Here is a 20,603-nt window from a genome sequence, read left to right on the forward strand (position 1 = left end):
GAGGATCCCCGTACTCATCACAACGACGTACGGGGAGGTCCCACTTGAGGGACATGCGACCAAAAGGCCGGGTTGCGGCGCTCGGTTCGGCCGGAGTGCTCGTCACGGCGACCCTGATAGCGGGCGCTGTCGCGGCGCCCACCGCCGGCGCGACCAGCCGGCACGGGCAGGATCGCGAGGCCCGTGGCGTGTCGCTGGCCGCCGCCCGTGCCGCGAAGGCCGGGATCGACTGGCAGGACTGCCCCGCCGACTGGGGACTCGAGAAGCCCATCCAGTGCGGCTGGGTCACGGTTCCGCTCGACTACGCCAAGCCGAACGGCAAGCAGATCAAGCTCGCCGTCGACCGCATCGGCAACACGGGCACCAAGGCGGAGCGCCAGGGCGCCCTCATCTACAACCCCGGCGGCCCCGGCGGTTCGGGCCTGCGCTTCCCACGCCGGGTCACCACCAAGGCCCCGCTCTGGGTGAACACTTCGAAGGCGTACGACTTCGTGGGCTTCGACCCGCGCGGTGTCGGGCACTCGGCGCCCATCTCCTGCGCCGATCCTCAGGAGTTCGTGAAGGCGCCCAAGCTGGACCCGGTGCCGGACTCCGAGGCCGACAAGCGCGCCCAGCGCAAGCTCGCCGCCGAGTACGCGGCCGGCTGCAAGGAGCGCAGCGGCGAGATGCTGCCGCACATGACCACGCCGAACACCGCACGCGACCTGGACGTGATCCGGGCCGCGCTCGGCGAGAAGAAGCTCAACTTCCTCGGCGTCTCCTACGGCACGTACATCGCCGCCGTCTACGGCACGATGTTCCCGACGCATGTGCGCCGTATGGTCGCCGACAGCGTCGTCAACCCGTCGCGCGAGAAGATCTGGTACGAGGCCAACCTCGACCAGGACGTCGCCTTCGAGATGCGCTGGAAGGACTGGCAGGACTGGGTCGCCAAGAACGACGCGACCTATCACCTGGGCGACACTCGGGCCGAAGTCCAGGCCCAGTGGCTGAAGTTGAGGGCCGCGGCCAAGGAGAACCCGATCGGTGGGGTCGTCGGTCCGGCCGAGCTCATCAGCTTCTTCCAGAGCGCTCCTTACTACGACTCCGCGTGGGCGCCCACCGCCCAGGTGTGGAGCAAGTACGTCGCCGGTGACACTCAGGCGCTCGTCGACGCCGCCGCTCCCGACCTGTCGGACACCGCGGGCAACGCCGCCTCGGAGAACGGCAACGCCGTCTACACCGCCGTCGAGTGCACCGACGCCAAGTGGCCCACCAGCTGGAAGAAGTGGGACCGCGACAACACCGAGCTGCACAAGAAGTACCCGTTCATGACGTGGGCCAACGCCTGGCTGAACCTGCCCTGCGCCACCTGGCCGGTCAAGCAGCAGACCCCGGTGAACGTGAAGACCGGCAAAGGTCTGCCGGGCGTGCTGATCGTGCAGGCCACGCGTGACGCGGCCACTCCGTACGAGGGCGCGCTCGAGCTGCACAAGCGCTTCAAGGGCTCCCGCCTGATCACCGAGAAGAACGCGGGCTCCCACGGCGTGACCAGCCTGGTCAACCCGTGCATCAACGAGCGGGTGGACACCTACTTGCTCACCGGCAAGCTGGACGGCGCCGACGTGACCTGCGCACCGCACGCCACGCCCAAGCCGTAAAGAGTCGTACGACATGAGGGGCGGCCGGAGTCTCCGGCCGCCCCTTGCTCACGCCTCCAGCCAGGCGTCCTCCGCCGCGTAGTCGAAGAGGTCGCCGTAGGACTGGAACATCTTCGGGTACGCCTCCCGCCAGTCCCGTCCGGCCAGTCGGCGCTCGATCCAGGCGACCGTGGCGGGGAGCGTCTCCGCGTACCGCGCCACCGGGTGGTAGCCCAGCTCCCGTTCGGCGGCGGACATGGCGCAGACCACGGGCGCCGGAACCGACCACGGAGTGTCGCCGACGGTCGGTGCCGGAGGCGGCCCGTCCACGAGCACGCTCTCCGTCTCGACGCCCATGACCGCGTCGATGGCCCCGGCGATCTCCGCCACCGTCGGCGCGTCGGGATCGACGGCGTTGAGGACGCGCGAGCCGGGCCGCGCGGCGGCCAGCCGGATCAGCTCCGCGATGTTGTGCACGCTCGCCGGATGGAAGCGGCTCTCGCCGCCGAAGGGGAGGATCCGCCGGGTCCGGCCGTCCAGGTTGCGCTTGACGAAGTACAGCTCGCGCGGAGTCTGGCAGTGCGGGCCGTGGATAGCGCCCGCGCGCAGCAGCGTCGTCGGCAACCGGTCGTCGGCGGCGAGGAGTTCACGCTCCAGCGCGGCCTTGCGGGTGCTGTACGAGGCGTCGCCCGGCCGGACCGTGCGCTGGTCCTCCGTGAGCGGCACCGGATATACGGGAAAGCCGTCGGGCTCGCCCTGTGTGTCGAAGTTCCGGCCCTTGTCGTCCTCGTACACCGACACGCTGGAGATCACCACGGCCGAGCCGACGCGTCCGGCGAGCGAGATCAACTGCCGTGCGTGCTCGGTCCCGTAGGCGACCATGTCCACCAGCACGTCACAGCCGTCGCCGACCACGGCGGCCAGGGCCGCGTCGTCCGCCCGGTCGACGCGCGCGACGCGCACCCCCTCGGGCCAGTCCTCGTCCCGCCCGCCGCCCCGCGAGACGGCGGTCACCTCCCAGCCGTCCCGGGCCAGCGCGTCCACCGCCGGCCGTCCGATCTGTCCTGTCGCTCCGAGCACCACAGCACGTCTCATACGGCGACCGTACGGGCGATGAGATCCGCTGCGGAAAGGCTTCTGCCGACAGCAGAGTTCAGCCGAGCGGCAGCCGCGGGAACCGGCGCTCCTTGGCCGCGCTCGCCGCGGCCTGCTCGGCCTTGACGACGGCCGCGTACTGGTCGACGTACTCCTGCTCGGAGAGCGAGAGGATCGCGTACATGATCTCGTCGGTGATGGCGCGCAGGATCGCCTTCTCGTTCTCCATCCCGGCATAGCGGGAGAAGTCGAGGGGCTTGCCGAAGCGGATGACCACCGGGTGGATCTTCGGGATCTTCCGGCCCGGCGGCTGGGCCTCGAAGGTGCCGATCATCGCGCAGGGAATGACGGGGGCCTGGGCCTTCAGGGCCATGACCGCGACGCCGACCTTGCCCTTGTAGAGGCGGCCGTCGTGCGAGCGGGTGCCTTCCGGGTAGATGCCGAGCAGCTCGTCCTTGCGCAGTACGCCGAGGCCCTCGCGGATCGCGGCCTGGCCGGCCTCCTTGCCGGAGCGGTCGACCGGGATCTGCCCGGCACTGCGGAAGAAGGTCGCGATCAGCCGGCCCTTGAGACCGGGGCCGGTGAAGTACTCGGCCTTCGCCAGGAACGTGATGCGCCGCTTGAGGATCGCGGGCATCAGGAAGTGGTCCGAGAAGGAGAGGTGGTTGCCGGCGACGATGGCGGCGCCCGTCGCGGGAATGTGCTCGAGTCCCTCGATCCGGGGGCGGAAGACCAGTCTCAGCAACGGACCCAGCAACACATACTTGAGCACGTAGTAGAACAAGGGGTGGCTCCTCACTCCGGTGGTTCGGCTCAACCGCCGTGTTCTAGCAGGTCAACCGGCACGTCGTGGGCTGTCAGTGTAGGGGCAGGCGGCACCGGCGGGAACCGTCCTGCCCCTTCTGCGGCTCTGGAACAACTATGGGCGTACACCACCCGGGGACGATGCCCGTGAGCCGAAGAGGATGTAATGCTCCGCATTCATTTCACCCCCCATGACCTGCAGAATATTCGAATTCTCCGCAGACCGGATCCGCTGTGGGAGCTGATCTGCAGTGTGTGCCGCCTGAAAACAGGCCAGGGGCCGCTGGAATTCGGCCATTGGCGTCGCTCCGTGCACGCCAGAATGGAAGGGGACCGGGTTCTGGGGGCGGCGCTGCAGCCGTTACGGACACTGGTCCCCAGCGTCGGATACATTCCCGATTTCCTCACACCCCCGGCCGCCGGAGGGGAGCTGTCCGACGCGCTCGACCTGGTGCGTGGCACCCCGCGCGGGCGGATCGTACGTGAGCTGACCCGGCTCGGCGAGCGCCGGGTCCTGCCGGGCTGGACCGTGACGCTGGGCAGGCCGGGGGACGAGGGGCTGGCCGCGCTGACCCGTGCGCTGGACGCGTACTTCGGCGCCGTGCTGCGGCCGCACTGGCCCCACATCCGAGCGGTCGTCGGCAATGACATCGACCTGCGCACCCGCACCCTCCTGGACGGGGGCACCCAGGCGCTGCTCAACGGCCTGTATCCGCTGGCCCGTTGGAACGCTCCCGTCCTGGAGGTCGACTACCCCGTGCGGCGCGACCTCCTCCTCGAAGGCCGCGGTCTGCTCCTCGTCCCGTCCTTCTTCTGCTGGCGCCGGCCCACCGCCCTGGCCGATCCCGCGCTGCCGCCGGTGCTCGTCTATCCCGTGTCGAAAGCCCCGTTGGACCTCACCCGGGCCACGGGGCAGGGCGTCGTACGCCTGCTCGGCCGCACGCGGGCCGCCATCCTGGCCGATGTCGCCCGGCGAGACGGCCGTACCAGCTCCGAGGTCGCCGAAGCGGTCGGTATCGCTCCGGCCAGCGTGAGTTACCAGATCGGTGTCCTGCGGGAGGGCGGTCTTGTGGACAGTCAACGCGCCGGTAAATACGTCCTCCACGCGGCCACCGCATTGGGCTTACGGTTACTCGACGCGCGGTGACGCGCGGTGACGCTGCGGTGCGACATTTCGAACCACATTGAAGTGTTTGAGCTTCGCTTCCGCCGATGCGAATGTGACGGCTGTCCTTGCGATGACTGTTTGAGGCCTGTGCGCTGTGCCGGGCCGAACCAGGGGGAAACGCATGAGATATGCCGCAGGACCAGGAAGAAATCACACACCACGCCGCCGGGCGATATGGGTGGCCGTCCTCGCACTGCTGGCCGGACTGTTCTCGACGGCTCAACTCGCCGGCGCCGACAGCGCGTCCGCACTGCCGCCGCCGCCCCAGCCGGCGATGAACTGCGACAAGCCGTGGGTGATCATCAATGCCTACGGCACGGCCGAGTATGTGACACCGGGCGTGACCACGCCTTACGGATCCATCGGAGTCAACGACACCTACGTCAGGGCGGTGAACTCGGCGCTCAACGACCAGGGAGTGCCGGACAGCGACATCACCGCGCGCAATCTGCCCTATCCCGCGTCGGCGATCGACTGGGACCTGCCGTGGCCGCCCTTCCTGGGCGACAACCCGGGGCCCGACGACTACTGGGAGTCGATGTGGAAGGGCCGCGACGAACTGGTCCGTGAGATCGAGTTCTACTCCGACTGCCCGAGCCGCCCGACGCTGGTGCTGATCGGATACTCGCAGGGTGGTCAGGTGATCAAGAACGCCCTCGCCGACTCGGCCGTCGCCGGGGACCAGCGCCGGTCCGACTCGGTGGGCGCCGCCATCACCATCGGGGACGCGTCCCGCCACAACGGCCAGGCCGGAATGGCGCAGAACAGGCAGATGCTGACCCTCAACCGTGACTACCAGGAGACCACCACCACCATCGACCGCGGCGGACTGATGCAGCGGGTGTCGGTGCCTTCGGTGTTCGCCGGGTTCATCGGTGACGGACGGTACTTCGACGTCTGCCGCACCGACGACCTCGTGTGCAACAAGCCGGGACGCCCCGGCACGGGCAACTGGCTGGCTGAGTTCGGCCTGAGCATCGACGACGGTACGACCAACCCGCCGCACATCGCCTACCGGGACAACGCCCGCCCCAACGGGAACCCCAGGATCGTGTGGCAGAACGAGCAAGGCGCACGCGTCGCGGCCGATGTCGCCGAACGTGCCGTGGCCGCCGCGGTGGCCCAGCGCAACATCGTCCACCCGCCGCCGGAGCCGGAAGTACCGCCCGGCACCACGCCGGTCGAGATGTGGGCGACCGATGTCAACGTGCGCACGGCCCCGACGACCGACGCCGCGATCACCCACCGGTTCCCCGGTCCCACCACCGTCTACGTCCAGTGCCAGAAGCATGCCGAGTCGGTGACGGACGGCGGTGTCACCAACGACGTCTGGTCGTATCTGCCCGTCCAGCACGGCTGGATCAGCAACGTCTATCTGCGGGGCCCCGCGTGGCTTCCGGGGGTGCCGGAGTGCGCTGGCTCGACACCGCCGCCCGAGCAGGGGCTCTACCACTGCGACATCGGCGGTGACCCCGAGAACTGGTGCGCCCGGGTGACCGGCATCGACCCGGGATCGTTCCTCGGCATGTACAACGAGCCGAACTACGATCACGGGCGGAGCTCGTCCTACCAGGGCCACAACGGCGACGAGTTGATCGTGCACTGCTGGACGACGGGTGCGGTCGACGCCGACGGGACCGGCAACCGGTACTGGTTCTTCGCCGACACCGGCGGAGCCCTGCCGGGCGGTTACGTCAACGACCACTACCTGACGACGGGCAGGTTCGCGGACTGGAGCCAGGTCATCCCGCCCTGCTGAAACCGGAGTTGATCGTCGTACGGCGCTGCGCCATCACAGCCGTACGACGATCAGCGCCGTGTCGTCGGTGGCACCTCCCGGCGGCAGCAGCTCCAGCAGGACGGCGTCGGCGAGGGTCTCGGGGTCGGCCCCCAGGTGGCGGCCGAGTGAGTCGGCGAGGCGGGACAGGCCGGTGTCGATGTCCTCGCGGCGGCGTTCGATCAGGCCGTCCGTGTACAGCACGAGCGTCGCGCCCTCGGTGAAGGTGATGCGGGCCTCCGGTCGGGGGATCGGGCTCGGGCGGGCGTCCAGCGGGGGATCGGTGGCCCGGTCGAGGAACTCCACCCGGCCGTCGGGGTGCAGCAGCGCGGGCGGGGGGTGTCCGGCGCTGCTGTAGGTGATGGTGTGGGCGTCGAAGTCGATGAAGGTGGTGACCGCGGTGGCCGATTCGGCGCCGTCGACCACATGGGCGTAGCGGCCCAGGACGTCCAGGGCCTGCGCGGGTCCGTCGGCGACGCGTGAGGTGGCGGTGAGCGCGCTGCGCAGCTGGCCCATGACACCGGCGGCCTCCAGGCCGTGGCCGACCACGTCGCCCACGGAGACGCCGATGCGGTTGCCGCCCACCAGGTCGACCAGGTCGTACCAGTCCCCGCACACGTTCAGGGCGCCGACGGCCGGACGGTAGCGGACCGCGGCGCGCTGGTCGCCGACCTGGCGGCGGGCGGGGAGCATCGCCTCCTGGAGAGCGAGGGCGACCTCGCGCTCGCGGGCGTGGGCCTGGCGCAACCGGTCGTTGAGTTCCTGGAGTTCACGGCCGCGCGTGTACAGCTCGGCCTCCAGCACCCGGGCGCGGCCACCCATGGGACCGCCGCGGGCCCGGATGAGTTCGGTGACCTCCTCGACCCGGTGCACCACCAGCACGACTGTGCCGTCCGGTCCGAACACCGGCGCGTTCACCGGGCTCCAGTAGCGCTCCTCCCACTGCCCGGGGCGCTCGGGGGATTCGACGTCGTACCGCTGCAGTGCCATGGTGTCGCGCTCGCCCGTGGCCACCACCCGGCGCATGGAGGTCTGCACGTTGTGCATGCCCTTGGACGACGGGTTGTCGGGGTTCTCCGGGAAGACGTCGAAGATGTAGCGCCCCACGACCTGCTCGCGCTCGCGCCCGGCGAGCCGCAGGAAGTCCTCGTTGACGTCCGCGTACACCAGCTCGGGGGTGAGCAGCGCGACCATTCCGGGCAGGCCCTTGAAGACCGCCTCGTAGTCGATCGACGCGTCCTTCATGGCTGCCGCCTCACCGCCGGTTCACCCCAGTTTCGCACGATATAAAACGGGGTTCGTGGCTCATTGCGGATCTGTCAGGGACTGCTCGGCCCAGATGATCTTCCCCTCGGGCACGAACCGGGTGCCCCAGTGCTGGGTGAACTGGGAGACCAGCAGCAGCCCGCGCCCGCCCTCGTCCGTGGTGCGGGGATGACGCAGATGAGGTGCGGTGGCGCCACCGTCGAAGACCTCGCAGACCAGGGAGCGCTCCCTGATCAGCCGCAGCCGCACCGGGCCGTCGGAGTGCCGGATGGCGTTGGTGACCAGCTCGCTGACGACCAGCTCCGTGGTGAAGGCCAGCTCCTCCAGGCCCCACTCCGTCAGCTGCCGGGCGGCGGCCTTGCGGGCGTCGGCGACGATCGCCGGATCCATGGGCAGATCCCAGTCCGCGACCTGGTCGGCGCCCAGCAGCCGGGTACGGGCCATCAGCAGGGCCACGTCGTCGTGCGGGCGCTCCGGCGACAGCGCGTCGACCACGGTCCGGCAGCGCAGGTCGAGCGAGGACGCGCGCTTCTCCAGCGCCCGGCGCAGCCGGTCCCGGCCCGCGTCCAGGGCCCAGTCCTCCTCCCCGCGTGCCAACAGCCCGTCGGTGTGCAGCGCGAGCGTGCTGCCCTCGGCCAGCGCCAGCTCGACCGCCTCGAAGGGCGGTCCGCCCGCACCGAGCGGCGGCCCCTGCGGAAGGTCGACGAAGGTCACGGAGCCGTCGGGCATGATCACGGCGGGCGCGGGATGCCCGGCCGCGGCCATGGAGCACTGCCCGTCGACGGGGTCGTACACCACGTACACGCACCCGGAGCCCGCCGTGCCCGGCTCCCCGGAGTCCGGTGCCACGCCTTCCTCGCGCGCCGACCGGGCGGCCAGGTCGTCGAGGTGAGCCAGCACCTCCTCGGGCGGCAGATCCAGCGCGGCGAGCGTCCGTACGGCGGTCCGCAGCCGGCCCATGGCGGCGGCCGCGTCGATGCCGTGCCCGGGCACCTCGCCGACCACGAGGGCGACGCGGGCACCGGAGAGCTGGACGACGTCGTACCAGTCGCCGCCGAGGCCGGTCAGCTCGTCGGCCGGGCGGTAGCAGGCGGCCACCTCCACCGCGTCCTGCTCGGGCAGCCGGTGCGGGAGCAGACTGCGCTGCAGCACCAGCGCCGCGTCGCGCTCGCGGGTGTAGCGCCGGGCGTTGTCCACACAGACGGCCGCCCGCGAGACGAGATCCTCGGCCAGGGCGAGGTCGTCCTCGTCGAACGGTTCCTGGCGGTGGCGCCGGAAGAACGTGGTGACGCCCAGCGTGGTGCCCCGCGCCCGGATCGGCACGATCACGACGCTGTGCAGCCCCAGCTCCAGGAAGGTCGCCTCCCGGCCGCCCGGGATGTCCGTGGCCCACTCCCGGGCGAGCGGGTCGAGCCGCTCCTCGCGCCAGGACAGACCGGTGGCGAGCGAACGGACCGGGGGCGACCCGGCGACGTAGGCGGCCACGGAGCCGACGGGGACGACCGCCTCGGGGACGTTCTCGTGCACCGACTGCTGACCGGCCCGGCGCAGCGGCACCCGGTCCAGGTCGCCGACCGGCCCCGGCGTCAGCTCCGCTCCCCGCAGCACCGGTTCCAGCAGGTCCACGGTGACGAAGTCCGCGAAGTCCGGCACGGCCACGTCGGCCAGCTCCTGCGCGGTCCGCAAGATGTCCAGGCTGCGGCCGATGTGCTCGCCGGCCCGGTCCAGCAGCGCCAGCCGCTGCCGGGCACGGTGGCGCTCGGTGATGTCGACGACGGTGTAGTACACGCCCATCGGACGGCCCCGGTCGTCGTGCAGCCGGGTGAACGACATGACGTGCGCCGTCTCCCGGTGCGGCGCGGACTGCACCTGGCCCACGTGCTCGTATCCGACCACCGGCTCACCGGTCTCCAGCACGTGCCGCATCTGCGCCTCTATGCCGTCGGCGTCCAGGCCCGGCTGGATGTCCGCGAGACGCAGCCCGAGCCGGCTCACGGGCGGTCCGCCGCCGTACTGCTCCAGGGCCGCGTTGGACCACACGAAGCGCAGGTCCGTGTCGACGATGGCGATGCCGACCGGCGACCGGTCGGCGATCTGCTCCAGCACCGAACGGCTCATGTCCCAGCCGGGCGCCCCGGCCAGCTCCGAGAGCAGCACCAGCCACCGCGTGCGGCTGTCGGGCTCCTCCGCGCCGGTGATCCGCACCATGAGCCGGTCCTGCTGTCCGCCGCCGCGCCTGACCGTCAGCAGACCCGCCCAGCCGCCGTCCCTGCGGCACCGCTCGACGATGTCCGGCATCCGCTCCGCGTCCTCGGCGGACAGCAGGCCGGCCACGCTCGTCCCGATCACCTCGGAGGCCGCGTGGCCCAGCAGCCGCCTGGCCTCGTCGGTCCAGCCGGTCACCACGCCCCGCGCGTCGAGCAGCAGGGGCGCGGCATCGGCCACGTCGAACCGTGGCCGGGCAAGGTCGTGCTCCTCATATGTGCCCACGGCCGACCTCTCTGTCGCTGAGAGTGGTCTACCACCTCTTGTCCCCATCTTCACCCTTCGGGACGGACCGCGGCGCGGGCGGTGTGGTGACCGGGTGGCAGGGCGCGTACGGACCGGTGCCGCGCGCCCCGCCACCTCCCGTTCAGGCCCCCAGCACCTTCTCCAGCGCCACCAGGGCCTGGGTGAGTTCCCCGGCGGTGATGGTGAGCGGCGGGGCGAGGCGGATCGTCGAGCCGTGGGTGTCCTTGACCAGGACGCCTTCCCGCATGAGGCGTTCGCTGACCTCGCGGCCGCTGCCGAGGGCCGGGTCGACGTCGACGCCCGCCCACAGCCCGCGCGAGCGGAAACCGACGACTCCCTTGCCGACCAGCGCGGACAGTCCGTCCCGCAGCACCGTGCCCAGTTCGGCCGCCCGCTGCTGGAACTCACCCGTCTCCAGCAGCTCGACGACCGCCGTGCCTACCGCCGCCGCCAGGGGATTGCCGCCGAACGTCGACCCGTGCTCGCCGGGCCGCAGCACACCCAGCACGTCCCGGCGCGCGACCACCGCCGACACCGGCACGATGCCGCCGCCGAGCGCCTTGCCGAGCAGCAGGACGTCGGGGACCACCGACTCGTGCTCGACGGCGAGCGTGCGGCCCGTGCGGCCAAGCCCCGACTGGATCTCGTCCGCGATGAACAGGCAGCCCTCGCGGCGGGTCAGCTCGCGCACACCGGCCAGATAGCCGGCGTCCGGGATGACCACCCCGGCCTCGCCCTGGATCGGCTCGATCAGCACCGCCGCCGTCGTCTCGTCGACCGCCGCCTCCAGCGCGGCCAGATCGTTGTACGGCACGATCCGGAAGCCCGGCGTGAAGGGGCCGAAGCCGGTGCGGGCGGTCTCGTCCGTGGAGAAGCTGACGATGGTCGTCGTACGGCCGTGGAAGTTCTCCGCCGCGACCACGATCGTCGCCCGGTCGGCGGGGACGCCCTTCACGTCGTACGCCCATTTGCGGGCCACCTTGATGCCGCTCTCCACGGCCTCGGCGCCCGTGTTCATGGGCAGCACCATGTCCAGGCCGGTCAGTGCGGCGAGCCGTTCGGCGAACTCGGCGAGCTTGTCGTTGTGGAAGGCGCGCGAGGTCAGCGTGAGCCGGTCGAGCTGGGCGTGGGCGGCCTCGATCAGGGCGGGGTGGCGGTGGCCGAAGTTGAGGGCCGAGTAGCCGGCCAGCATGTCGAGGTAGCGGCGGCCCTCGACGTCCTCCACCCAGGTGCCCTCGGCGCGGGCGACGACCACGGGCAGCGGGTGGTAGTTGTGCGCGAGGACCGGCTCTTCGGCGCGGATCAGGTCGGCGGAGGAACGGGTGCGGGCGGGCGCTGTCATGGGCGGATCTCCTGAGTGCAGCACTTGATGCCGCCGCCGGCCTTCTGGAACTCGGAGAGGTCGACGGGGACGGGAACATAGCCGTGGTCGTCCAGCCGGGCGGCGAGGGACTCGGCCTGGGGCGCGATGAAGACATGGCGTCCGTCGGAGACGGAGTTCAGCCCGAACGCCATCGCGTCGTCGCGGGTCGCGAGCACGGCGTCCGGGAACAGCCGCGCGAGGACCTCACGGCTGCCCGGCGAGAACGCCTCCGGGTAGTACACGATGGTGTCCTCGTCGAGGACGAACAGCGCCGTGTCCAGGTGGTAGAAGTACGGGTCGACCAGCGTCAGGCTGATCACCGGGTGCCCGAAGAACTCCTGCACCTCGCGGTGGGCCTCCCGCGTCGTCCGGAATCCGGTGCCGGCCAGGACGTACCGGCCCGTCCAGACCAGGTCCCCCTCGCCCTCGCAGACCGACTCCGGGCGGTGGACGGCGAAGCCCGCCGCCTTGAACCACATGTCGTAGTGCGTGGACTCGGGCCGCCGCTGCGGTGCGTGGAAGAGCGAGCCGAAGACACGGCCGTCCACGACGACCGCCGAGTTCGCGGCGAACACCATGTCCGGAAGACCGGGCACCGGCTCCACGGTGTCGACGGTGTGGCCGTGGGCCCGGTAGGTGCTGATCAGGGACTGCCACTGCTCCTGGGCCAGATCGACGTCGACGCGGACGTCGGGATGCATCCAGGGGTTGATCGCGTACTGCACGGCGAAATGTCTGGGTTCACAGACGAGGAAGCGCCGCCGGCGCGGCACACGGCTTTCGGACACAGAGGGGTTCCTCCGCTTCCTGGGGTGTCGAGTCGGGTTGACACCACGTTAGGAAGTGACCGATACGCCCGACAAGAAACAATGCTTGCGTGTCCGCGCAGGAATGCTGCGTCTTTACGATCCTCAGCGCACGTCTCATGCGCCCTCGGGGGCGGGCTGGCTGGCGCCCGCCTCCGGACTCTCCGGGATCAGATGGGACAGCACCATCACGCTGATCGTCTTCCGGATGAACGGCTCCGCACGGATCCGCTCCAGCACCTCCTCGAAGTGCTCCACGTCCCGCGCCCGCACATGCAGCAGCGCGTCCGCGCCGCCGGTCACCGTCATCGCCGCCGTGATCTCCGGATGGTTGCGCACCACTTCCGCCAGCCGCCGCGGCGGCGCCGCCCCCTCGCAGTACACCTCCACATACGCCTCCGTGCGCCAGCCCAGCGCCGACGGCCGCACCGTCGCCGTGAACCCGGTGATCACCCCCGTCTCCCGCAGCCGGTCCACCCGCCGCTTGACGGCCGTGGCGGACAGCCCGACAGCCGTCCCGATCTCGGCGAAACTGGTTCGCGCGTTGGCCATCAGCGCGGTGATGATCTTCCGGTCGAGGTCGTCGAAGGAATCGGCCCTGCTGTTCATGGCCGCACTGTATCCAGCGGAAACGTCCCCCCGAGCACGTGCGCAGGCGTACGAATTGCTCCTAGACTCCGGGTTCATGCTGCGCGCCCTCGCCGTCGACGACGAACGACCCTCGCTGGAGGAGTTGCTCTACCTCCTGAACGCGGATCCCCGGATCGGCACAGCCGAGGGCGCCAGCGACGCCACCGAGGCGCTGCGCCGCATCAACCGGGCCCTGGAATCGGGCCCGCGCGGTCCCGAGGCCATCGACGTCGTCTTCCTCGACATCAACATGCCCGGCCTCGACGGCCTCGACCTGGCCCGGCTGCTCACCGGCTTCGCCCAGCCGCCGCTCGTCGTGTTCGTCACCGCCCACGAGGACTTCGCCGTGCAGGCCTTCGACCTCAAGGCCGTCGACTACGTGCTCAAGCCCGTCCGCAAGGAACGGCTGGCCGAGGCGATCCGCCGCGCCGCCGAGCTGCGGGACAGCGCCCCGCACATACCCGTGCACGAACCCGACCCCGACCACATATCCGTCGAGCTCGGCGGCGTGACCCGCTTCGTCGCCGTCGAGGACATCACCCACGTCGAGGCCCAGGGCGACTACGCCCGGCTCCACACCGACAAGGGCAGTCACCTCGTACGCATCCCGCTGTCCACCCTCGAGGAGCGCTGGCGCTCCCGCGGCTTCGTCCGCATCCACCGCCGCCATCTCGTCGCCCTGCGCCACATCGGCGAACTCCGGCTGGACGCCGGCACCGTGAGCGTCGTGGTCGGCTCCGAGGAACTCCAGGTCAGCCGGCGCCACACCCGCGAGCTGCGGGACCTGCTGATGAGGAGGCCGTAGCCGTGCCGAACCAGGACCCCGCCGAACGGCGCGTCGTCGTCACCGGCCCGCCGCGCCGCAGCCGACCCACCTCCGGCTACTACCGCCCCCGCACCGAGATCGACGAGCAGACCACCCTCGGCCACACCTACGTCCGCTCCCTGATGCGCACCCAACTGCGCGCCGCCCTCGCCGTGTTCGCCGTCCTCGGCCTGCTCGTCGGCCCGCTGCCGCTGCTCTTCGCGACGGTGCCCGACGCCCACGGCGTCCAATGGGCCGTCCTCGGCTTCGGCATCTACGCCCCGCTCGTTCTGCTCGCCCGCTGGTACGTGCGGCGTGCCGAGCGCAACGAGCGGGACTTCGTACGCCTCGTCGAAGACCGCTGAAGCCGCGGACCCATGAACTCCAGCTACGCCGTCCCCGCCGTCGCCCTCGTCGTCCTCGCGACGGTCTTCGTCGGCGCGTTCGGCCTGCGCATCTCCCGCACCACCTCCGACTTCTACGTCGCCTCCCGCACCGTCGGCCCCCGCCTCAACGCGGCCGCCATCAGCGGCGAGTACCTCTCCGCCGCCTCCTTCCTGGGCATCGCGGGCCTGGTCCTGGTGCAGGGCCCCGACATGCTCTGGTACCCCGTCGGCTACACGGCGGGCTATCTGGTGCTGCTGATCTTCGTCGCCGCCCCGCTGCGCCGCTCCGGCGCCTACACGCTGCCCGACTTCGCCGAGGCCCGCCTCGCCTCCCAGGCGGTACGGCGGCTCGCGGGCGCCTTCGTCGTCGGCGTCGGCTGGCTCTACCTGCTGCCCCAGCTCCAGGGCGCCGGACTGACGCTGACCGTCCTCACCGGCGCACCGGACTACCTCGGCGGGCTGATCGTCGCGGTCGTCGTGGTCGCCACGGTCGCCGCGGGCGGTATGCGCAGCATCACCTTCGTGCAGGCCTTCCAGTACTGGCTCAAGCTCACCGCCCTGCTGGTCCCCGCGCTCTTCCTGGTCCTCGCCTGGCAGGGCGACGGATCACCGACCCGCGCCTTCGAGGAACCGGCCACCTTCCGTGAACAGCGCGTCGTCCGCGTCGACGACAGCCTCGACATGAAGCTGGACAAGCCGCTGACGGTCACGGTGACCGGCACCGTCGACGGCCGCGCCCACGAGGACACCGAACTACGCCTCCCCGCCGGCACCCACCACATCGACGCGGGCACCCGGCTGACCTTCGACAAGGGCACCCCCGTCCCCGAGGCCGACCGCGTCGGCGACGGCAGCCTGTCACCCTCGCAGGCCGAGAGCCGCGGCGAACGCCCGCTGTACGCGACGTACGGACTGATCCTCGCCACCTTCCTCGGCACCATGGGCCTCCCGCACGTCGTCGTCCGCTTCTACACCAGCCCGCACGGAGTCGCCGCCCGCCGCACCACCGTCGCCGTCCTGGGCCTGATCGGCGCGTTCTACCTGCTGCCCCCGGTCTACGGCGCCCTGGGCCGCCTGTACGCCCCCGAGCTCACCCTCACCGGAAATGCGGACGCCGCCGTCCTGCTCCTGCCCGACCGCATGATCGGCGGTCTCGGCGGCGACCTGCTCGGCGCGCTGGTCGCCGGGGGAGCCTTCGCCGCATTCTTGTCGACGGCATCGGGGCTGACGATGGCCGTGGCGGGCGTGCTCACCCAGGACGTGTTGCCGTCGCGCGGCGTACGGCACTTCAGGCTCGGTACGGTCCTCGCGATGGCCGTACCCGTGGCCGCCAGCGTCCTGGTGGGCGGACTGCCGGTCGCCGACGCCGTCGGGCTGGCCTTCGCTGTGTCCGCGTCGTCGTTCTGCCCGCTGCTCGTGCTCGGGATCTGGTGGCGGCGGCTCACCCCACCAGGTGCCGCCGCCGGAATGCTGGTGGGCGGCGGCTCCGCACTCGTCGCCGTCGCCGCGACCATGGCGGGCTTCCCGGGCAGCGGCGCCCTCCACGCCCTGCTCGCCTGGCCCGCCATCTGGTCGGTCCCGCTGGGCTTCCTCACCATGGTGCTGGTCTCCCTCTCCACGCCGAGCCGGGTACCGGCGGGGACAGCGGCGATCCTGGCCCGATTCCATCTCCCGGAGGAGCTGCGCACGGAGGTAAAGGCATGAACGGTTCGGTAGCGCCCCAAAGGGGCGCGGGGAACTGCGCGACCAGCCACGACGGCGCCGCGGCCGCGAGACGGCGTTTCCTGGCACGACCAGCGGAGCTCACCGCATGATCGGATTCATCGCAGGCCTGTGCGTGGCGATCCTCCCGTTGCTCGCCGCCGGATTCTGGCTCGGCCGCCGCACCGCACGCCCCGAGAGCCTCGTCGGTCTCGGTACCCCGGTCGAGCACGCCACGTTCCAGACCCTGCACACCGCCTCCCTCGCCGCGCCGCCGCTGCGCGCGGGCCTGACCGAGGAGACCGCCCGCAAGTCGGCCCGCAGACTGCGCACGCTGCTCGGCACGGACGCGCTGTGCCTGGCGGACCAGAAGGAGGTGCTGGTCTGGGACGGGGTGGGCGGCCACCACCGGGCGGAGATCATGGAGCGCCTCGCCGGCCCTCTGGAGTCGGGCCGGGGCGAGGCCTTCCCGCTGACCTGCGAGACGCCCGACTGCCCGGTCCGCTGGGCCGTCGTCGCCCCGCTCACCGTCGACGAGCGGGTGCACGGAGCGCTCGTCGCCTGCGCGCCCCGCGAATCGGCGGTGCTCGTGCGCGCCGCCGGCGAGGTCGCCCGCTGGGTCTCCGTCCAGCTGGAGCTGGCCGACCTGGACCAGTCCCGCACCCGCCTCATCGAGGCCGAGATCAAGGCCCTGCGCGCCCAGATATCCCCCCACTTCATCTTCAACTCGCTCGCGGTGATCGCCTCGTTCGTGCGCACCGACCCCGAGCGCGCCCGCGAACTGCTCCTGGAATTCGCCGACTTCACCCGCTACTCGTTCCGCAGGCACGGCGACTTCACCACTCTCGCCGACGAGCTCCACGCCATCGACCACTACCTGGCGCTCGTCCGGGCACGCTTCGGCGACCGCCTCTCCGTCACCCTCCAGATCGCCCCGGAGGTGCTGCCGGTCGCCCTGCCCTTCCTCTGCCTCCAGCCGCTCGTCGAGAACGCCGTGAAGCACGGGCTCGAAGGCAAGGCGGCCTCCGCGGGCAAGTGCCACATCAGCATCACCGCACAGGACACCGGAGCCGAGGCGCTGGTCGTCATCGAGGACGACGGCGCCGGAATGGACCCCGTCGCCCTGCGCCGCATCCTCGCCGGCGAGGCCAGCCCGTCGGGCGGCATCGGCCTGTCCAACGTCGACGACCGGCTCCGCCAGGTGTACGGAGACGACTACGGCCTCGTGATCGAGACCGCCGTGGGAGCGGGCATGAAAGTCACCGCCCGGCTGCCGAAGTACCAGCCGGGCGTGCACTCGGCGAGCCGGTTGACCCGCCCCTGACGCTCACGTGCTCTTGGTGGCGATCATTCCGAGAGTGATCAGTCCCAGCACGACCCAGCCGAACCACAGCCAGCCACTGCTGCCGAGCGCCACCGTATAGGCGGTCACCACGACCAGTCCGCCGACCGTGAGCACCCCCATCGCCTTGGTCGATCCGTCCGAAGAACCGGGCATCGCAACACCCTCCTCATGGTCCGTCCCCCTCCATGGTGCCCCGGTTCTGCCTCCACAGCGACGTGTCCGCGAACTCCGTCCCCCGCCCTGCTGCTGAACGAAAGGCCGGTCAGTGTCCCCGTGCGTTCAATGAGGCCAAATACGCGTTGTACGCCTCGAGTTCCTTGTCGCCGTCCCGGTCGGCCGCCCGGTCCTTGCGCCGCGCCTGCCGCTGCTCACTGCTGTGCCACTGGAACAGCAACGCGAGCAGCACCAGCACGGACGGGATCTCACTGAACGCCCAGGCGATTCCGCCGGCCGCGTTCTGGTCGGAGAGCGCGTCGATACCGAGCGAGGCGGGCGGGTTCTGGAACGTCTCGACCATCGGCGTGGACGCCATCATCAACGCGATACCGAAGAACGCGTGGAACGGCATGCCCGCGAACAGCTCCAGCATCCGCATCAGATAGCCGGGCCGGTTCGGTCCCGGATCGACGCCGATGATCGGCCAGAAGAAGACGACACCCACCGCCAGGAAGTGCACCATCATCGCGACGTGCCCCGTCTTGGACCCCATCAGGAAGTCGAAGAGCGGCGTGAAGTACAGCGCGTACAGGCTCGCGATGAACAGTGGAATGGTGAAGGCCGGGTGGGTGACGAGCTGCATGTACCGGCTGTGCAGCAGCGCCAGCAGCAGCTCGCGCGGCCCCTTGCGCCCCTTGCCGGCGACGGGCAGCGCCCGCAGCGCGAGCGTGATCGGGGCGCCGAGCAGGATCAGGATCGGCGACAGCATGCTGATCACCATGTGCTGCACCATGTGCACGCTGAACATCACCATGCCGTAGTCGTTCAGCTTGGTGCACATCACCAGCGCGATGGTCAGCACACCGACGACGTACGAGACCGTCCGCCCCACCGGCCAGCTGTCACCGCGCCGCCGCAGCCGCACGACGCCGTACGCATACAGCGCGAGCCCCACCAGACAGGCGACGAGGAAGAACGGGTCGGCCGACCACTGAAGACCCCGCCCCAGCGTGAACGGCGGCAGATCCATGGTCATGCCGTGCCCGCTGTGATCCATTCCGACGGCTCCTGATTCGTGGGGGTTGTGCGTGTCTGTCCGCACAAGGGTATGACCGACCCCGGCCACGCCTGTGACCGGGGCCAGTGCAACCCACCCAGGGGCGCGGGGAACTGCGCGACCAGCCACACACGACCCGCACCCGGCAGATCAGGGAACCGTCAGAGCACGCATTCCGCTTCTTCGTATCGCTCCGCGGGAACCGTCTTCAGTGTCTCCACGGCCTCCGCCAACGGCACCATCACGATGTCCGTCCCACGAAGCGCCGTCATCTTCCCGAACTCCCCGCGGTGCACGGCCTCCACCGCATGCCACCCGAACCGCGTGGCGAGCACACGGTCGTACGCGGTCGGCGTCCCCCCACGCTGCACATGCCCGAGGATCACCGGCCGGGCTTCCTTCCCCAGCCGCTCCTCCAGCTCGATCGACAGCTGACGGGCGATCCCGGCGAAGCGCTCATGGCCGTAGATGTCCTTGCCGCCCTCGTCGAAGGCCATGGAGCCCGGCTTCGGCTTGGCCCCCTCCGCCGCCACGACGATCGCGAACCGCTTCCCGGCCTGGAACCGCTCCCCGACGACCGCGGCCAACTCCTCGATGTCGAAGGGCCGTTCCGGTACGACGATGGCGTGGGCGCCGGCAGCCATGCCGGAGTGCAGTGCGATCCAGCCGGTGTTGCGGCCCATGACCTCGACCACGAGCACACGCTGGTGGGACTCGGCGGTGGTCTTGAGGCGGTCCAGCGCCTCGGTCGCCACGCCCACGGCCGTGTCGAAGCCGAAGGTGACGTCGGTCACCGCGATGTCGTTGTCGATGGTCTTGGGCACGCCCACGATGGGCAGGCCGCTGTCCGACATCAGCCGGGCGGCCTTCAGCGTGCCCTCGCCGCCGATCGGGATGACGGCGTCGAGACCGAGTTCCTCGACATGGCCCTTCGCCCGCTCGACCCCGTCCCTCAGGTGGGACGGCTGGACGCGGGAGGAACCGAGGATCGTGCCGCCACGAGCGAGGATGCCGCCCACCGCGTCGAGGTCGAGCTTGAGGTAGTCGCACTCCAGGAGGCCTTTCCAGCCGTCCCGGAAACCGATGACCTCGTCGCCGTGGTCGGCGACGGCACGGTGCACGACGGACCGGATGACGGCGTTCAGGCCGGGGCAGTCGCCGCCGGACGTGAGGACACCAATGCGCATAGCCCGAAATACCTTCTCAACGTGGGCCGGGGACCGGACCACGTTGTCCGGTTCGATCCCCGCCACCCTAGCGGGAGGAAGGGGCGGGGCCGAATGGTGCGTCCGCCTGCTGGACGACCCCGCTCACCTGTGCGGACACAGCGTCAGACGGGCCGGTAAAGCCTGGCTGGAGCCCAGGTGTACAGGCAGCTCAGGCAGGCTGCTGAGCCGCCGCGATGCGCTCGCCGCGCAGCGCCTCGTACCACCGGTCGTCGGTCGGCGGCAGCGCGTTCACGTCGAGCGCCAGCTTCAGCAGCAGGTCGGCGATGAGCGGGTTCCGGGCCAGCACCGGGCCGTGCATGTACGTACCGAACACCGTGTCGTTGTACGCGCCCTCCGTGCCGTCTCCCGTGCCGTTGCCCTTGCCGAGCTTCACCTGGGCGAGAGGGCGGGCGGTGGGGCCGAGGTGGGTGACGCCCTGGTGGTTCTCGAAGCCGGTCAGCGGCGGCAGCCCGAGGCGCGGGTCGATGTCCCCGAGCACGTCGCCGACGCACCGCTCACCCTCACCGCGCACGGACACCACGTCCAGCAGCCCCAGACCGGGCTCGCGCTGGCCGAGGTCGTTGATGAACTCGTGGCCGAGGATCTGGTAGCCCGCGCACACCGAGAACACGATCGCGCCGTTGCCGACGGCGCGCTGCAGTCCGCCGTCCCGCCGCAGCCGCTCGGCCGCGAGCCGCTGCGGGCGGTCCTCGCCGCCGCCGATCAGGTAGATGTCGCCGGACGTCGGGATCGGCTGGTCGCTGCGGACGTCCAGGCGGGCCACGTCGAGGCCGCGCTGCCGGGCCCGGCGCTCCACGACCAGGACGTTGCCCTGGTCGCCGTATGTGCTGAGCAGGTCGGGATAGATCCAGACGACCCGCAGGCTGTTGTCGCTCACAAAAGTCC

General features: G+C 70.7%; 18 protein-coding genes. 7 read left to right on the plus strand and 11 right to left on the minus strand.

Going from position 1 to position 20,603, the window contains the following annotated elements; translation table 11 throughout:
• Positions 1 to 53 precede the first annotated feature (53 nt).
• Complete coding sequence (locus KCH48_RS06195) at positions 54 to 1,640, plus strand: alpha/beta hydrolase (RefSeq protein ID WP_210571116.1); 1,587 nt, start codon at positions 54 to 56, stop codon at positions 1,638 to 1,640.
• Positions 1,641 to 1,688: 48 nt separating this feature from the next.
• On the opposite strand, the gene KCH48_RS06200 is transcribed toward KCH48_RS06195, so the two are convergent.
• Positions 1,689 to 2,702 (minus strand): NAD(P)-dependent oxidoreductase, encoded by a 1,014-nt coding sequence (locus KCH48_RS06200; protein WP_210571479.1) that lies wholly within the window; start codon positions 2,700 to 2,702, stop codon positions 1,689 to 1,691.
• 70 nt (positions 2,703 to 2,772) lie between these two features.
• On the minus strand, positions 2,773 to 3,498 hold the full coding sequence (locus KCH48_RS06205) for a 1-acyl-sn-glycerol-3-phosphate acyltransferase (protein ID WP_210571117.1): 726 nt from the start codon (positions 3,496 to 3,498) through the stop codon (positions 2,773 to 2,775).
• Between the two features lie 330 nt (positions 3,499 to 3,828).
• Between KCH48_RS06205 and KCH48_RS06210 the strand changes: the two genes are divergently transcribed.
• Both KCH48_RS06210 and KCH48_RS06215 read left to right on the plus strand, forming a co-directional pair.
• Positions 3,829 to 4,665, plus strand: coding sequence for a helix-turn-helix domain-containing protein (locus KCH48_RS06210; RefSeq protein ID WP_307840816.1), 837 nt, complete (start codon positions 3,829 to 3,831; stop codon positions 4,663 to 4,665).
• A 199-nt stretch (positions 4,666 to 4,864) separates the two neighbouring features.
• Positions 4,865 to 6,445 carry a cutinase family protein gene (locus KCH48_RS06215; RefSeq protein ID WP_210571119.1) on the plus strand — a complete coding sequence of 527 codons (1,581 nt, stop codon included), beginning with the start codon at positions 4,865 to 4,867 and terminating at the stop codon, positions 6,443 to 6,445.
• 33 nt (positions 6,446 to 6,478) lie between these two features.
• On the opposite strand, the gene KCH48_RS06220 is transcribed toward KCH48_RS06215, so the two are convergent.
• From KCH48_RS06220 to KCH48_RS06240, 5 genes are all read right to left on the minus strand, one after another.
• Positions 6,479 to 7,708, minus strand: a complete 1,230-nt coding sequence (locus tag KCH48_RS06220; protein ID WP_210571120.1) for a SpoIIE family protein phosphatase — start codon at positions 7,706 to 7,708, stop codon at positions 6,479 to 6,481.
• A gap of 60 nt (positions 7,709 to 7,768) precedes the next feature.
• Positions 7,769 to 10,219, minus strand: a complete 2,451-nt coding sequence (locus KCH48_RS06225; RefSeq protein WP_210571121.1) for a SpoIIE family protein phosphatase — start codon at positions 10,217 to 10,219, stop codon at positions 7,769 to 7,771.
• 142 nt (positions 10,220 to 10,361) lie between these two features.
• On the minus strand, positions 10,362 to 11,582 hold the full coding sequence (gene rocD, locus KCH48_RS06230) for an ornithine--oxo-acid transaminase (RefSeq protein ID WP_210571122.1): 1,221 nt from the start codon (positions 11,580 to 11,582) through the stop codon (positions 10,362 to 10,364).
• Positions 11,579 to 12,391, minus strand: coding sequence for a dimethylargininase (gene ddaH / locus KCH48_RS06235; RefSeq protein WP_210571123.1), 813 nt, complete (start codon positions 12,389 to 12,391; stop codon positions 11,579 to 11,581). Before ddaH ends, rocD begins: the two co-directional genes overlap by 4 nt.
• Positions 12,392 to 12,526: 135 nt before the next feature.
• The gene (locus KCH48_RS06240) at positions 12,527 to 13,018 is read right to left on the minus strand and encodes an Lrp/AsnC family transcriptional regulator (protein ID WP_210571124.1); all 492 of its coding nucleotides are present in this window, start codon (positions 13,016 to 13,018) and stop codon (positions 12,527 to 12,529) included.
• Positions 13,019 to 13,094: 76 nt separating this feature from the next.
• On the opposite strand from KCH48_RS06240, the gene KCH48_RS06245 reads away from it, so the two are divergent.
• From KCH48_RS06245 to KCH48_RS06260, 4 genes are all read left to right on the plus strand, one after another.
• A complete protein-coding gene (locus KCH48_RS06245) occupies positions 13,095 to 13,844 on the plus strand; it encodes a LytTR family DNA-binding domain-containing protein (protein WP_210571125.1) in 750 nt (249 codons plus the stop codon).
• A 2-nt stretch (positions 13,845 to 13,846) separates the two neighbouring features.
• Positions 13,847 to 14,209: a hypothetical protein gene (locus KCH48_RS06250; protein WP_210571126.1), complete on the plus strand. Its 363-nt coding sequence runs from the start codon at positions 13,847 to 13,849 to the stop codon at positions 14,207 to 14,209.
• 12 nt (positions 14,210 to 14,221) lie between these two features.
• On the plus strand, positions 14,222 to 15,934 hold the full coding sequence (locus tag KCH48_RS06255; protein WP_210571127.1) for a cation acetate symporter: 1,713 nt from the start codon (positions 14,222 to 14,224) through the stop codon (positions 15,932 to 15,934).
• Between the two features lie 106 nt (positions 15,935 to 16,040).
• Complete coding sequence (locus KCH48_RS06260) at positions 16,041 to 17,255, plus strand: sensor histidine kinase (protein ID WP_210571128.1); 1,215 nt, start codon at positions 16,041 to 16,043, stop codon at positions 17,253 to 17,255.
• Between the two features lie 3 nt (positions 17,256 to 17,258).
• Here the strand turns inward: KCH48_RS06260 and KCH48_RS06265 are convergent, their stop codons facing one another.
• The 4 genes from KCH48_RS06265 to KCH48_RS06280 form a co-directional block, all read right to left on the minus strand.
• Positions 17,259 to 17,429 carry a hypothetical protein gene (locus KCH48_RS06265; RefSeq protein ID WP_210571129.1) on the minus strand — a complete coding sequence of 57 codons (171 nt, stop codon included), beginning with the start codon at positions 17,427 to 17,429 and terminating at the stop codon, positions 17,259 to 17,261.
• 109 nt (positions 17,430 to 17,538) lie between these two features.
• Positions 17,539 to 18,489 carry a cytochrome c oxidase assembly protein gene (locus KCH48_RS06270; protein ID WP_210571130.1) on the minus strand — a complete coding sequence of 317 codons (951 nt, stop codon included), beginning with the start codon at positions 18,487 to 18,489 and terminating at the stop codon, positions 17,539 to 17,541.
• 161 nt (positions 18,490 to 18,650) lie between these two features.
• Positions 18,651 to 19,676, minus strand: coding sequence for a 6-phosphofructokinase (locus KCH48_RS06275; protein WP_210571131.1), 1,026 nt, complete (start codon positions 19,674 to 19,676; stop codon positions 18,651 to 18,653).
• A gap of 190 nt (positions 19,677 to 19,866) precedes the next feature.
• Entirely contained in the window at positions 19,867 to 20,595 is a 729-nt protein-coding gene (locus KCH48_RS06280) for a type 1 glutamine amidotransferase (RefSeq protein WP_210571132.1), read from the minus strand.
• Positions 20,596 to 20,603: the final 8 nt, after the last annotated feature.

It is taken from the genome of Streptomyces sp. GESEQ-4 (assembly GCF_017948455.1).
In the GTDB taxonomy this organism is placed as follows: domain Bacteria; phylum Actinomycetota; class Actinomycetes; order Streptomycetales; family Streptomycetaceae; genus Streptomyces.

Coding starts and splice junctions, on each gene's coding strand:
- KCH48_RS06195 (WP_210571116.1), top strand. CDS start 54: ATGCGACCAAAAGGCCGGGTTGCGGCGCTCGGTTCGGCCGGAGTGCTC.
- KCH48_RS06220 (WP_210571120.1), bottom strand. CDS start 7,708: ATGAAGGACGCGTCGATCGACTACGAGGCGGTCTTCAAGGGCCTGCCC.
- rocD (WP_210571122.1), bottom strand. CDS start 11,582: ATGACAGCGCCCGCCCGCACCCGTTCCTCCGCCGACCTGATCCGCGCC.
- KCH48_RS06240 (WP_210571124.1), bottom strand. CDS start 13,018: ATGAACAGCAGGGCCGATTCCTTCGACGACCTCGACCGGAAGATCATC.
- KCH48_RS06245 (WP_210571125.1), top strand. CDS start 13,095: ATGCTGCGCGCCCTCGCCGTCGACGACGAACGACCCTCGCTGGAGGAG.
- KCH48_RS06255 (WP_210571127.1), top strand. CDS start 14,222: ATGAACTCCAGCTACGCCGTCCCCGCCGTCGCCCTCGTCGTCCTCGCG.
- KCH48_RS06260 (WP_210571128.1), top strand. CDS start 16,041: ATGATCGGATTCATCGCAGGCCTGTGCGTGGCGATCCTCCCGTTGCTC.
- KCH48_RS06265 (WP_210571129.1), bottom strand. CDS start 17,429: ATGCCCGGTTCTTCGGACGGATCGACCAAGGCGATGGGGGTGCTCACG.
- KCH48_RS06270 (WP_210571130.1), bottom strand. CDS start 18,489: ATGGATCACAGCGGGCACGGCATGACCATGGATCTGCCGCCGTTCACG.
- KCH48_RS06275 (WP_210571131.1), bottom strand. CDS start 19,676: ATGCGCATTGGTGTCCTCACGTCCGGCGGCGACTGCCCCGGCCTGAAC.